At 41.3% G+C, this 12,125-nt stretch carries 26 protein-coding genes; all 26 read left to right on the top strand.

Annotation, left to right across the window (positions count from 1 at the left end):
• Positions 1–66: 66 nt before the first annotated feature.
• Positions 67–795 carry a hypothetical protein gene (locus A374_RS08900; protein WP_007201879.1) on the top strand — a complete coding sequence of 243 codons (729 nt, stop codon included), beginning with the start codon at positions 67–69 and terminating at the stop codon, positions 793–795.
• Positions 796–879: 84 nt separating this feature from the next.
• Positions 880–1,035: a DUF6906 family protein gene (locus tag A374_RS20905; protein ID WP_007201878.1), complete on the top strand. Its 156-nt coding sequence runs from the start codon at positions 880–882 to the stop codon at positions 1,033–1,035.
• 14 nt (positions 1,036–1,049) lie between these two features.
• On the top strand, positions 1,050–1,901 hold the full coding sequence (locus tag A374_RS19520) for a Lin1244/Lin1753 domain-containing protein (protein ID WP_007201877.1): 852 nt from the start codon (positions 1,050–1,052) through the stop codon (positions 1,899–1,901).
• A complete protein-coding gene (locus tag A374_RS08890; protein WP_007201876.1) occupies positions 1,901–2,275 on the top strand; it encodes a replicative helicase loader/inhibitor in 375 nt (124 codons plus the stop codon). The genes A374_RS19520 and A374_RS08890 overlap by 1 nt, the downstream gene beginning before the upstream one ends.
• On the top strand, positions 2,259–3,551 hold the full coding sequence (gene dnaB / locus A374_RS08885) for a replicative DNA helicase (RefSeq protein ID WP_007201875.1): 1,293 nt from the start codon (positions 2,259–2,261) through the stop codon (positions 3,549–3,551). Before A374_RS08890 ends, dnaB begins: the two co-directional genes overlap by 17 nt.
• Complete coding sequence (locus A374_RS08880; RefSeq protein ID WP_040340441.1) at positions 3,551–3,730, top strand: hypothetical protein; 180 nt, start codon at positions 3,551–3,553, stop codon at positions 3,728–3,730. Before dnaB ends, A374_RS08880 begins: the two co-directional genes overlap by 1 nt.
• An 11-nt stretch (positions 3,731–3,741) precedes the next feature.
• Positions 3,742–3,882 carry a hypothetical protein gene (locus A374_RS20585; protein WP_156793181.1) on the top strand — a complete coding sequence of 47 codons (141 nt, stop codon included), beginning with the start codon at positions 3,742–3,744 and terminating at the stop codon, positions 3,880–3,882.
• Positions 3,882–4,211, top strand: a complete 330-nt coding sequence (locus A374_RS08875) for a hypothetical protein (protein ID WP_007201874.1) — start codon at positions 3,882–3,884, stop codon at positions 4,209–4,211. Before A374_RS20585 ends, A374_RS08875 begins: the two co-directional genes overlap by 1 nt.
• An 11-nt stretch (positions 4,212–4,222) precedes the next feature.
• Positions 4,223–4,699 carry a dUTP diphosphatase gene (locus tag A374_RS08870; RefSeq protein ID WP_007201873.1) on the top strand — a complete coding sequence of 159 codons (477 nt, stop codon included), beginning with the start codon at positions 4,223–4,225 and terminating at the stop codon, positions 4,697–4,699.
• On the top strand, positions 4,699–5,235 hold the full coding sequence (locus A374_RS08865; protein ID WP_007201872.1) for a RuvC family protein: 537 nt from the start codon (positions 4,699–4,701) through the stop codon (positions 5,233–5,235). The genes A374_RS08870 and A374_RS08865 overlap by 1 nt, the downstream gene beginning before the upstream one ends.
• Before the next feature lie 2 nt (positions 5,236–5,237).
• On the top strand, positions 5,238–5,693 hold the full coding sequence (locus A374_RS08860; protein WP_007201871.1) for a hypothetical protein: 456 nt from the start codon (positions 5,238–5,240) through the stop codon (positions 5,691–5,693).
• A 307-nt stretch (positions 5,694–6,000) separates the two neighbouring features.
• A complete protein-coding gene (locus A374_RS08850) occupies positions 6,001–6,351 on the top strand; it encodes a hypothetical protein (RefSeq protein WP_007201869.1) in 351 nt (116 codons plus the stop codon).
• Positions 6,348–7,028: a hypothetical protein gene (locus A374_RS08845; RefSeq protein ID WP_007201868.1), complete on the top strand. Its 681-nt coding sequence runs from the start codon at positions 6,348–6,350 to the stop codon at positions 7,026–7,028. The genes A374_RS08850 and A374_RS08845 overlap by 4 nt, the downstream gene beginning before the upstream one ends.
• Before the next feature lie 30 nt (positions 7,029–7,058).
• Positions 7,059–7,403 carry a hypothetical protein gene (locus A374_RS19515; RefSeq protein WP_007201867.1) on the top strand — a complete coding sequence of 115 codons (345 nt, stop codon included), beginning with the start codon at positions 7,059–7,061 and terminating at the stop codon, positions 7,401–7,403.
• Positions 7,404–8,171 carry an FAD-dependent thymidylate synthase gene (thyX, locus tag A374_RS08835; protein WP_007201866.1) on the top strand — a complete coding sequence of 256 codons (768 nt, stop codon included), beginning with the start codon at positions 7,404–7,406 and terminating at the stop codon, positions 8,169–8,171.
• A 25-nt stretch (positions 8,172–8,196) separates the two neighbouring features.
• On the top strand, positions 8,197–8,658 hold the full coding sequence (locus tag A374_RS08830; RefSeq protein WP_007201865.1) for an ArpU family phage packaging/lysis transcriptional regulator: 462 nt from the start codon (positions 8,197–8,199) through the stop codon (positions 8,656–8,658).
• A complete protein-coding gene (locus A374_RS20580) occupies positions 8,655–8,810 on the top strand; it encodes a hypothetical protein (protein ID WP_156793180.1) in 156 nt (51 codons plus the stop codon). The genes A374_RS08830 and A374_RS20580 overlap by 4 nt, the downstream gene beginning before the upstream one ends.
• Positions 8,811–8,999: 189 nt before the next feature.
• Positions 9,000–9,437: a hypothetical protein gene (locus tag A374_RS08825; protein ID WP_007201864.1), complete on the top strand. Its 438-nt coding sequence runs from the start codon at positions 9,000–9,002 to the stop codon at positions 9,435–9,437.
• A 3-nt stretch (positions 9,438–9,440) separates the two neighbouring features.
• Entirely contained in the window at positions 9,441–9,734 is a 294-nt protein-coding gene (locus A374_RS08820) for a hypothetical protein (protein ID WP_007201863.1), read from the top strand.
• The gene (locus tag A374_RS20575) at positions 9,731–9,871 is read left to right on the top strand and encodes a hypothetical protein (RefSeq protein ID WP_156793179.1); all 141 of its coding nucleotides are present in this window, start codon (positions 9,731–9,733) and stop codon (positions 9,869–9,871) included. The genes A374_RS08820 and A374_RS20575 overlap by 4 nt, the downstream gene beginning before the upstream one ends.
• Positions 9,872–9,890: 19 nt before the next feature.
• Positions 9,891–10,316, top strand: coding sequence for a DUF7448 domain-containing protein (locus A374_RS08815; protein WP_007201862.1), 426 nt, complete (start codon positions 9,891–9,893; stop codon positions 10,314–10,316).
• A gap of 2 nt (positions 10,317–10,318) precedes the next feature.
• Positions 10,319–10,588 (top strand): hypothetical protein, encoded by a 270-nt coding sequence (locus A374_RS08810; protein ID WP_007201861.1) that lies wholly within the window; start codon positions 10,319–10,321, stop codon positions 10,586–10,588.
• Positions 10,589–10,606: 18 nt separating this feature from the next.
• A complete protein-coding gene (locus A374_RS08805; protein ID WP_007201860.1) occupies positions 10,607–10,834 on the top strand; it encodes a hypothetical protein in 228 nt (75 codons plus the stop codon).
• 15 nt (positions 10,835–10,849) lie between these two features.
• On the top strand, positions 10,850–11,104 hold the full coding sequence (locus A374_RS08800) for a hypothetical protein (RefSeq protein WP_007201859.1): 255 nt from the start codon (positions 10,850–10,852) through the stop codon (positions 11,102–11,104).
• Between the two features lie 154 nt (positions 11,105–11,258).
• A complete protein-coding gene (locus tag A374_RS08795; RefSeq protein ID WP_007201858.1) occupies positions 11,259–11,648 on the top strand; it encodes a hypothetical protein in 390 nt (129 codons plus the stop codon).
• Positions 11,649–11,660: 12 nt separating this feature from the next.
• Positions 11,661–12,113, top strand: coding sequence for an AP2 domain-containing protein (locus A374_RS08790; protein WP_007201857.1), 453 nt, complete (start codon positions 11,661–11,663; stop codon positions 12,111–12,113).
• Positions 12,114–12,125 lie beyond the last annotated feature (12 nt).

Raw genomic sequence — 12,125 nt, 5'->3', positions numbered from 1 at the left:
TCCGCATTACATCGTTAAGGGTGTGAAAAACGGATTCGCGTTATGCGAGAGAAGGGATGAGGGCGAATGAGCAAGGTTGAGGTTGGGAGCATTGTGAAAAAGAAGGATGGCACCAATTTTAATAGGTCTAGTTACGTTGTAGAGGTTCTAAAGCTAGACGGCAAAAGTAAAACATTCACCTATGCAACAAATGACGGCGGACGCGATTATGAACGCCTTGACCAAGTTGAACTAGAAACGCCGTACAAGGTGGGGGACAAAGTGATTATAGAAGGGCGTAGCAAAATTCATACTCTTAAAAACTATGTTGGTCATAACCATTGGGAAGTGATGTTTCGTAGCGTTGCTTACAACGAGAGATACTTCACAATCGTAACACCAAAAGAACCGGAATGGGTAACGATTGGGCAAGTGATTGACCACTTGAAGGAAGATGAGGAAGCGATATCTAGTGACTGGTCGATTAAAGCGTATTGGAATGATAGCGTTTTTGAATTCAAGGGTATCGAATCGAAAAATCCGTATGGTTATTTGGACAAATCGGATCTAAATACAAAATGGCGTATCGTCAAAAAACAACCAGAATACGACTTTATTGAGCCGTACGAAGCAATCAAGTTGCTAGGCGAAGGGGAAACGGTTTTGAGCCACATGGGAAACGTCATCAGTGAGTATCGCCTATTTGAGGGTGACTTACAATTAAAGGTTTCATCTAGGGGTGAATGGCGAGGTACTTCGCTTGTAGGCGAAAGACTTACAAAAGGCAAGTGGTCACGAAAGGCAGAAACGGAATGACATTGCTACTTTCTGTTTTGATCGTGTCAGTTTGCTTTATAATCGCTAACGTTTTTATAAATGGTCGCTAAAGGAGGATGGCAAATGAAACATGGTAAAAAACCATCACGTGCTCAAAAAGAAAATATGCAGTTACGGGGCTTAAATACACGTAACTGGTTGGTTATAAAAGTATTTCCGAAAGAGTTTCACATTGTGCATCGTGAGACAGGCAGTTTAAGGGTTTTAGAAACTTTTTAAAGGGGGCTAGTTTTATGGCAAGGCCCAAAAAAGAAGGGCTGGAATACTTCCCTCTTGATGTAGACATGGACCAGGATGACAAGATTGCACTCATCGAAGCAAAGCATGGTCTTGTCGGGTTTTCGGTCATCGTCAAGTTGTTAATGAAGATATACAAGAACGGCTATTACTACGAATGGGGCGAAAAAGAACAACTGCTCTTTTCCCGCAGAGTGGGCGTTGATTACACCATCATGACCAACATACTTGACGATTGCATCAATTGGGATCTCTTCGACAAAAAACTTTATGAAGAGCAAGAGATATTAACATCCAAGGGCGTACAGGAACGTTATATAGAAGCAACCGCACGACGTAAAGAGGTTGTTGTCATAAAAGAATACTTACTGATTAAACCAAGTCATCACATAGGCAACAGCAAGATACGCATTAAGTTGGTGGACATCAATCGCGATGTCATTGATCCAGATATTAACCCAAATAATGCGCAATTAAGGGCTGACAAGCCACCTAAAAAGCCAGTGGCACCAAAAAAAGAAGAACCGCCAAAAGGCGATAACGTCATCGATTTGTTGCTGGCTAACAAGATTATCACTGAGGACAAGGTTAACCATACTTTGCGCGAGGATCTGGACGATGTTTTTGAAGCATTTGGTTTTGATAACCCGCTTGAAATGGTCCAAGAAGCGATTAAAGATGCAGCCAGAGGAAATGGTCGCACGTGGAAGTTTATCTATAAAAAACTGAACGGTTGGCGTAAAGAAGGTTACAAGAATCCGAGAGACATAGCTTTACCAACAGCACCAAAGCAAGAAAACAGTATTGATGCTTTGAAGCGATTTGCAGATAAGCGAGGTGTTGAGTAATGACCGAAAAAGAAGCGTTAAGCATCATCGAACAAGTGGCAGCTGCTTATCCAAGGTTTGACTTAACAGGATCGTTAGGAGAAAAGCGCATTGAAATTTGGTTGAAGCAACTCATTAAAATGCCCTATGAGCCTGTACTGCAACGACTCATGCACCACATTGCTAAGAGTGGCTACATGCCAGCCATCGCGGATATATCGGTTTTTGATAAAGCGGAAAACAGGCATCTTGGAAAGATGAAGCAGTGGGAGCAGGAAGTGGCAGCACAAAAACAGAGTGGCGATTTTAAGACAGCAGAGGATTTTTTGGCGCCAGATATAAAAGCAATGTTTGCTAGGTTAAAGGAGCAGAAAGCGAATGGACGGACTTGTTAACATCGAATCGGAACAAGCGGTGCTTGGCAGTATTTTATATGAACCAGAGTTAATACAAGAGTGCCGCATGTCTCCAGAACATTTCGGACGAGTGAGTCACGTTCAAATTTTTAGAGCCATGCGGGAGCTAGATCAAGCTGGCAAAGTTGTGGACATGGTAACAGTGGTCACAGAGCTAGGGAGCGCCATTGAGCAAGTCGGTGGCGTGACCTACCTCTCACAGTTAACGGATGCCGTTGCGAGTACAGAAAACTTCGAGATGTACGAAAAAATGGTCTTGGAGTCGTACCGCTTAAGGCGTGCCAGAGAACTAGCTGCAAGCTTGGTTAACTCACCTACAGAAGAAAAGATTGTTGAAGTATACAACGACTTATCAGAACTGCAGGAAGTAGGTATCAACAAGCAACGCTCGAAAAATGATGTGCTCTTTGAAATCTATGAGGACATTAACACGCCAAAAGGTGACATTACAGGCATTAACACTGGACTCAAGGATCTAAACGACATGACAGGCGGGTGGCAAAACGGAGACTTAATCATCTTAGCCGCTCGACCATCAATGGGTAAAACGGCTTTTGCTTTAGGTAAATCGGTACACAACGCGCACCGCAAGGGTGTAACTGACATCTTTTCGTTAGAAATGGGTGATAAGTCATTAACACACCGAATGCTCTCATCTATCGGGCGTATAGACGGCTCAAAGTGGCGTAACCCAAACAAGAGCTTTACAGAGCGCGACCATGAAAGCTTTTCTCATGCGGTGAGTCAGTACAGTAAGTATCACATTAACATTCATGATGAGCCTGGACAAACGGTATTTGATATAAAAGCAAAGGTTCGCAGGTCCATGAAAGAGCATCCAGATAAACCGCACTTGGTTGTCATCGATTATCTACAACTGATCACCATAGCCGGTAAACATGATCGTCACGACTTAGCGATTGGGAGCGTGACAAGAGAGCTCAAAAACATGGCCAGATCGTTTAACATCCCTGTTATCTTGCTGTCTCAGTTATCAAGGGGCGTTGAGCAAAGACAGGACAAGCGTCCGATGATGTCCGACTTAAGGGACTCAGGCAGTATCGAGCAGGATGCTGATGTCATTATCTTTTTATACCGCGATGAGTATTACAACAAAAACAGTGATGCGAAAGGCATTGTAGAGATCATTATTGCTAAACAGCGTAACGGTCCAGTCGGCACAGTGGATGCCCTATTTGTAAAAGAATACGGTCAATTTTTAGACTTAGACCGCCAAATGGAGGTGAGCATTTGATGACAGCTAACGAGATCTACAAGCAGTTAAAAATCCATTATAAGCTTACTGGCCAGATGATTGATGACCATGTATTTAATCGCTTTGCTTACTACTCCAAAGGTAGCGACATGATTAATGCAATGAGTAGGTTTGAGAGGTATTTAACGCTACGTAGCAACACATTAGCGATTTTATAGGAGGGCTTTAGATGATGAGTTTATGGCACTTGTTATGGCTTTTACCTTTAGCGTCATCGCTTGGCATGTTTCTCTTTGCTTTAATGGCTGCGGCTAAACAAGAAGACGAACTAATGAGCTTCGGTCGTATGGATCGGGAGGGGGAAAAATAATGAAAATTACATTGGAAAACGGCGATGTGTTTACAAGAACTGATGAAGGTGTCTATGCGATTAATGGCATCTGTATTGATAAGACAGAAGGTGAACAGATTTTTGTAAAAGAGATTAGAAAGTCACAAACCGCCAAAGCAAAAGCAATCTACGACAGCTTTGAAATCGGTGGACCAGTACTTTGGACAGGTGATGATGACGTGATTAAGGAAGGCGCCCAAGGCGTGGTAATCAATAAACAATATAGCTGGCATGGTTGCGACCTTAGAGTCAGTTTTGACGGCTATGAGGTGTGGACGGAGTCGTATAGCGTAAGTAATTTATCGTAGGAGGTTGGAGTATGAACATCGCTAAAATGTACGAAGCACAAAAGGCGCTGCGTGATCGCATCAACTATCAGGGCAAAGACAGATATGAAAAGTTAGTGCTTGCCTTGATGGTCGAGATTGGCGAAGCGAGTAACGAATGGCGTGGGTTCAAATTTTGGAGCCAAGACCAAGAACCGAGAAGGAAAAAGCTATTAGAGGAACTTGTGGACGTACTGCATTTTATGTTGGAGGTTGGGATTGAGTCGGGGTACAGGAAAACAGATTGGAAAATGGGATATGTAGAAGAAACAATAACAAGGCAGTTTTCGGAAATGTTCGTTTTGGCATCCGAATTGATTGTTGAATTTGAAAAAGAAAGGGTGCATATCGGGTTAGTGTCTTACTTTATTGGGCTTATAAAAATGCTTGGCTTTACCTGGGGCGAGGTAGAAGAAGCATACTTTGCGAAGAACAAGGTCAATCACGAACGGCAGGATGGTGGGTACTGATGCGCTTCATCGGAATTGACCCATCAACTAAAACTGGTTTTGTGGCATTGAGTGACGGTGGCGTGGTTTTGCGCCAAAAAGAGATTACTGGTGTAGGTACGGTTGACCCAAAACGCATGATTACAATGATTGATGACATCATGGATCACATGCAAAAAGGTGATGTAATTTGCATCGAGGGATTCGGTTTTGCATCGCAACAAGCCATACAGCTTGGCGGTATTGGTTGGGGCATCAGAATGGCACTTGCTAGACGTGGCCACAAATGGATTGAGATTGCGCCAAGTCAGCTCAAAAAGTTTGCCAGTGGTAAAGGTAACACGAAAAAGGACGAGCTTGCTGTCCATATCTATAAAAAGTTTGGGTTTGAGCATAACAGCGATAACGTGCGAGATGCGTATGTACTTGCCGAAATTGCCCGCTGCTTATCAAGCAAACAAACGGACTACCTAACAAACTATCAAATTGAGGTGCTTGAAGCAATCAAGAACCCAGCGCCAAAGAAGAAAAAAACTAAAACAAAAAAGGGAGCCTAACTATGACAATCGAAATGAACGTGTTTTTTAAGATGATGCAAAAGGATGACAAGAAAGAGGTTCTGAAGTTTGAAATCAAAGGTAATGAGGATGAGCAGTCTGGCAATGATGTGTTTGTTTTATCTGGTAGCATCGTTGTCTTTACCATCAAAGGTTGTAATGCAGGCGAAGTGACAGCGGAGTTTATGAATATCCAACGCGACTCTAAAAAGACAGTTTTAAAGTTTGCGATTAAAGGAGATTCGGAGAAGAAAGCGCAGGAGCTGTACAAGTTTGCGGGGCAAAACGTTAACCTCATGATCCAACCGTCTCAAATGTCACTGGATGACTTTTATGAGGATAACGGTCCATCAGAGGTAGAGGAAGATAATCCAGATCAGATGTCATTGGATGACATTGAAGATGACGAATTTGAGGACTTTGACACAGAAGAAGCATTTGCGGAAGAAAACAAATAAATTATGTGCTTCTGCTCTCCTTGATCTAGGAGGGCAGGAGTCCTAAAAAGAAAAGGTGGGAGCAGCATGCAAGCAAGTGGGATAAATCCTATAAACGAGGTTAAAACATATTACCTTACGCCAGAAGAGTTGGAAGCGTACAGAGCAATGCCGAAACAAACAGGAAAAAATTTGGACGGATACGCAGAGAACAACGTCAACATGGCTTTAAACTCTTGGAAGAAAAGGCAGAACACAGTCAAGTCCTATCAAAGACCAGTAATCGATTGGCGATGGCCACAAAATAGATAACAAGGGGGCAATGGGGATGAAAGACCTTCCAGTAGGACAACGGTTGTTTTTGATGCATGGCACTATGCAGTGGCAAGAAGTTGAAATTATGGCTGTCCAGTCTTCGGGTTATGTCGTTCGGGTTATCGATTGTCATCATAGGAAGTTTATCAATTACAAACAAACACTGCATTATAAGTCAGATATGTTGATGGAACTGGACGGCTGCAAATACTATGTGATCCATGGCAAAGATGATATTCATCGAGACATACCTCATTATCTGGAACTGCAGCGGCAAGCAGTGGAAATGAATGATAAAGCTTGGTATAACGAGTTGCGCGAAAAACTCAAACAGCTTGGTTATATGGGGGCTCAATCGGTATGAATATACCCAAGCGGCAGTTAGGTGCACCGCGCTTTGGATCCAGTGATGTAAAAGCAAACAGTGAAGTGGTTACTTATCAATTATCTCCAGAAGAATTGGAGCAATATCGAAAAGGGGGAACCATTAAAATGGTCAAAAGAGAAGAGTATCTGGCTTGTAAGGAAAAAGGCATGACAGATAAGGAGTCACTATCCCACTTAGGTATCGATAACAACAGACTTTATAATTTGAAAAAACAATGGGGGCTTATTGGGGAAAGAGGTAAGCCTGTCATCAAAAAAGAAGTGAGTGCCGCTTCATCTTCTCCAGAGAAAAAAGAAGAAGTAAAAAAAGAACTAAAAGAATTGATGGCCAATTTTAGCAACGGATCTGCAACAATTCTTCCGCCTGTAGGAACAACAGAAACGATTGAAAGTAAACCATCTGATGAAGTCAAACGTCTCCAAAATGAATTAGAGCAGGCTCAAGCGAAAGTGGCGGTATTGCAACAGGAAAATGAAAGTTTAAGACAGTCTGCCATTGCCACTGAATTTAATAAAAAGATGTATGCCGAAAATGCGCAATTGATCGGCGAAATTGAAAAGTACAAAGGTAGTCTAACTTTAGCAAACGATGCTTTTCAAAAACTAGAAATCAAGTATAACTCTTTGGTCGGTGCGCTCAAGGTTCACTTGTAAATAAACCATTAATGCAGGGGGTAACAAGTTTTGAAGAACAACTATTCATTTTTAAGACAACTAGACAACACGTTTTATCAGTCAGTGGACAAGTTTAGAGAAGAAATCAAGATTGCGCAGTTAATGAAGGCTGCTGAAAAATATGAAAATCCTTTTAATCCAGATCATTGGACAGGCGCGCAGCTTGCTGAACATGCCATGCAAGAAAACTTTGACCAATCGGTTTACATTACTGGTCTGAGAGATAAAGTAATTCGGCAAGAAACCACCATCAATTATCTGATGGTGGTCATGCAAAAACTAGCTGAACATGATGATGCTGCAAAGGAAGCTTTTGAAACAATTCAGAGCGAGACAAAATGGGGGACACGTTGAATGGACGTAATGTTGATGGCTCACACGCAGCTCACACAAGCGTTTAAGGACAAGGTATCACAATGGGGCGTAACAGACGGACAAGCGGTAGCATTAACCGCTATCCGTACTTGTTACAGCAGTAATAAGCCTGCCGAGCTGTTCGAAATTGAAGGTGAAAAGTATTTTGGTCAAGTGGCAACAGATGGCGGCACTGGCAGTGAAGCAGATCGCTTAATAAGGCACATCGTCAAATCAAAACACACGAGTACGCTCGAACATATTGATTTCCACTTCGTTATATCTGGTGTGAGTCGGTCGTTACTGGCGCAGTTAACCAGGCATAGAGTAGGGTTTAGTTTTTCGGTGCAGAGCCAGAGATACACGAAATTCGGTAGTGGTGATAAAAGCGGCGGTTTTAAATTTGTTGTACCTGACAGCGTGAAAAAAAATGGAATTAAAATCGAGGTGGACGGAGAATCAACCGACGCACTTTACTTTGAATCAAAAGCAGATTTGCTGTTCCTGGAATCAATGGCACACGCTCAAAAAACCTATGACAAATTGCGAGAACTAGGCATACCAGCAGAAGATGCCAGGGCAGTGCTTCCTAATGCCGCAGCGTGCAACCTGGTTATGAGCGCAAACCTAACGGCCTTACTCAACTTTTACAGCAAGCGTAAGCCTGGTAGTGGTGCACAGCATGAGATTAGTCAGTTCGCTGAACGGCTGAAAGAAGAAGTGGTGAATGTAGAGCCTTGGACTAAACCATTTTTCGAAGGGCAATAACAGCATGTCGATGAGGGGGATGCAAATGAGTTTTGAACTTCCAGAACTAGATAGAAGGGCGACGCAACGTGCGGTCGAATCTGCCCTCGAAAGATACAGGCTATATAAATTTGTTTTGTTTGAAGAACGGGAAGCAGCCATTACAGCAAGCAGTGAGGTGCGTTATCATGGCCCAACTAATCAAACCAGTGATCAGACAGGTGATATTGCTACCTACAACGTCAATGAGCAACAGTTACGGACTAACTTTGTTGATAGAGTGGAGCGGGCAGTCAACCGGTTACCAAAGATGGAAAGGTTCCTTATCGAAGAACGGTACATGTGCTCAGAAGCAGAATACCTCACAGACATGAACGTGTACTGTCATAAGTTCCAGCCACCGATCAGTCATGTGACATACGCAAAGATCCGCTGGAAAGCTTTTTATCGGTTGGCGTTAAACCTTAACTTGGCATCATTAAAAACAGGAAAGGATGACGGCCAATGACAGAGTACAAGTCCTTACAAATCATCAAGCATGCATTGATTTATTACTTACAACGTCCGACTGCAACCGATAAGGAGATTCGAGAGGAAAAGGCACTAGTTGGCAAAGTAAAGGACCGAGTGGAAAAGTTAAAAAAGGAATACAACATTTAACTGAATGAGGGCTTTCCGGTGGGGAGTCCTCTTTTTATAAACAGGTCCAAAGGAAGGTGATGAGTCATTGCTAAAACAGAAACAACCACTCTTTTAGAAAGGCAAATATGGTTAGCTACACACAAACAAGGTACATTCGGGTGCTTCGAGGTAACAATAGGGTGGTTTGGGAGTGAACGAGTTGACTATATGACTTATGACACTAAAGGTGTATGGCGTTGCTATGAAATAAAAGTGTCAAAGAGTGATTTTTATAGCAAGGCAAAGAAAACATTTGTGGGACATTTAAATTACTTTGTTTTGACAAAAGAACTATACGAAATTGTTAAAGATGACATCCCGAAACATATAGGTGTTTACATTGGTGGGATATGTGTGAAGAAAGCAAAGAAACAAGAGCTGCATGTGGATGAAGAAATATTAAAAAACTCATTAGTTAGATCGTTGTCCAGAGAAGTTAATAAACAATACAAAAGCGGAAACCCTATTGCGGTTGATGCTTTAAACCGTCAGATAAGTTATGAGAAGAAAGAGAAGGAAATGTACCAAAGGGATTACAGGCAATTAACTAAGAAACTGTACGAGAAGTACGGGAGAGATTGGGAGAATAAATTGTTAGGGGGATGAAGGATGAAACTAATATATGGAGATAGAGGATCTGGAAAAACAACTGAACTTATAAAAATTGCACATGAGCGTGGTCTTTATATTGTTTGCTTTGATGAACGTAGAGCTATGCAAATTTCTAGACTAGCTAGATCATTAGAAATGGACATTCGGTACCCTATAACTGTCGATGAATTGCCATTGCAGAGAGGGGTATTTATAAAAGAAGTATTGGTCGATGATATGGAAGATGTTTTGGCAAGGATGCTACGGAAAAACATTTCCGCTGCTACAATCACAAAGGAGGATGAAGGATGAAAGTAAAAAACGGCGTGTACAAGCAAAAAGTAACGGTGCTGAAAATGAAAAAGGGCATAGCGACCGTTATTGAAGTAGATGGCCATGTGTACCAGCTGCAGAATGTATTCCGTAATAATGGTGGGGTAAAAAAATGAAAATCTGGGGGGATGAAGAATGAAAATAAATTACGGTAATCCAAAGGATTTAGAAAAGCACCTACTATATAAACGAATTTTAGAATGGAATGAAAATAAACTTGTACTAGATGACGGGACAATCGTTACGCTGGAAGAAAGTGAAAATGATTGTTGTGCTTCGGCAGACGGCAAATTTAGTAATGTGAAATTAGATGCAGTAATCACCAACGTGGAGATTGGCGAGCAAGTAAATATTCCACATGGAAATGATGAGTTTGTGAATGAAGTCAGAGTGACCTTGTATCATAATCAGAACCCAATCGCATTAGCTGAAATGAGTGCAGATGCAGGGAACTGCGGATATTATTATTCGATAGGCTCGTTTGTTGTGAATGGAGTACATTTCCCTGTAGTGTCTGCAAACTGTCCATATGGACCTGTTGGCATGGAATTGGAGGATTAATGATGAAACAAGATGAGATATATTTGCCGAAGGGTATAAGTATAAATAAAGAAGTTAAAAAAAGATGGGCTGTCGAAACATTTCGTAGCAGTACTGAAAAGGAAATGTATTACTTCACAATAAAACGAAATCATTCGCGTGCGGATGTACTTATTGATTCGAGAGAGTATTATGTTTTTACAAATAAAGATGAGACTATGCGTTATGGCTTGAGCGTGCTTGAAGATGTTATAAATAAAAAGCATCCGATTGATTGGAAGAAAGAAAGATAATTATAAGGAGGGTGAAGGATGAGAGAAGAGCTGCAAGTTGGATATGGTGTAATTTGCAGGTGGGATTCTGAAACGTTTAGTGGTGTCATTATAGAAATAAAAGATGATTATTTTTTAGTAAAATCAATTACACATGGATACACACGAATTGAATTTAGAAAAGTGTATTTCGATAAGCTCGAACAATGTACAATTACAAGTGAGAAAAATTGGGTTACTGCTCAATCGGGGACAATATGGGTATGAAAGGGAGGATAAAGGATGACAAAGCACGTTGAAGAAAATGAGGGAGGATGGAGAATGACTGATAAATTTGAAGTTGCTATAGGGGGCTCGAAAGAATGTTTTGAATGCATCGAAGAGTTAATAGATCATGTACAATGTAACGTTTGTTTTGAGGTGGATTCAGAAGCACTTAGAAGTGATTTAAAGTACCTAAGGAAGGGAGCGACGGATTTTTTACACATAAAGGACATGACTGGTATTTGTATATTGATTTATTTAAGACTCAACTAACTATACCACTACTAAAGAACGAGAGGGCTATTGCAGTCCTCTTTTTTGTTTGTCGATAAATGACGAAAAGAAAATAACCTAAGTAGGTTGTATTTATAACCTAAGTGGGTTATACTAAGAGTATCAAATCGAAACAAACAAGGAGGAAATAAAAATGAAAAACGTTATGGTAAGAGCTTGGGCAATCGCTAAGGAAGCAGTAAACAAATTCGGTGGCAAAGTAAAAGAATACTTCGCTCAAGCACTTGCCATGGCGTGGGCAGAAAGCAAAAAAGTATCACGAAAAGTCTCCATCGAAATTACTGGTGACAGCCGTAAATGTAGAACATGGGTTGCTCAAATCGTTGGTAAACATCCTAAATTTGTACTTGACCGCAAGTTTTTAACGCCTGATGAGTTTGACCAATATGACGATAAAGTATTTTGGGTAAATGATGGAGCTTACGAGCTATACGATGGCAAAAGAAGATACTTCCTTATCATCGAAAATGGTGAGTACACTCGCACAGAGCAACGTGATCGCATCGCGGCTATGTTTAACTAAGGGGAGGATAGCTTGGCACAACGCATTGATTTAACAGGTCAGAGCTTTCATGATTTAACGGTCATTAAACTCAGCGATAAAACAAATCAGTACAACACTAAGTTGTGGGAATGTAAGTGCAGTTGCGGTAACCTTGCCTATGTATCCAGTGGCGCATTAAGGTCTGGTCAACAAAAGAGCTGCGGGTGCAAGCAACGTACTGGACGAGATAAAAAGGTAAAAGAACATATTGCATCCGATCAGATAGATGGCACTCGAAAAAGTGCTTTAACATCCAAATTACATGCCGGTAATAAGAGTGGCCATAAAGGTGTGTGTTGGTACAAACCAAGAAATAAGTGGCGGGCGTATATCTGTTTCAAAGGTGATCGTATTAATTTAGGGCATTACGAAAAGCTAGAGGATGCCGTTGCCGCACGAAAAGAAGCAGAAGAAAAATATTTTAAGCCAATCTTAGACCAATAAAAATTAGGAGGA

It is taken from the genome of Fictibacillus macauensis ZFHKF-1 (assembly GCF_000269865.1).
GTDB lineage: Bacteria > Bacillota > Bacilli > Bacillales > Fictibacillaceae > Fictibacillus_C > Fictibacillus_C macauensis.
The sequence above is the reverse complement of the archived record's forward strand: the minus strand, read 5'-3'. Positions and strand labels throughout refer to the sequence as shown.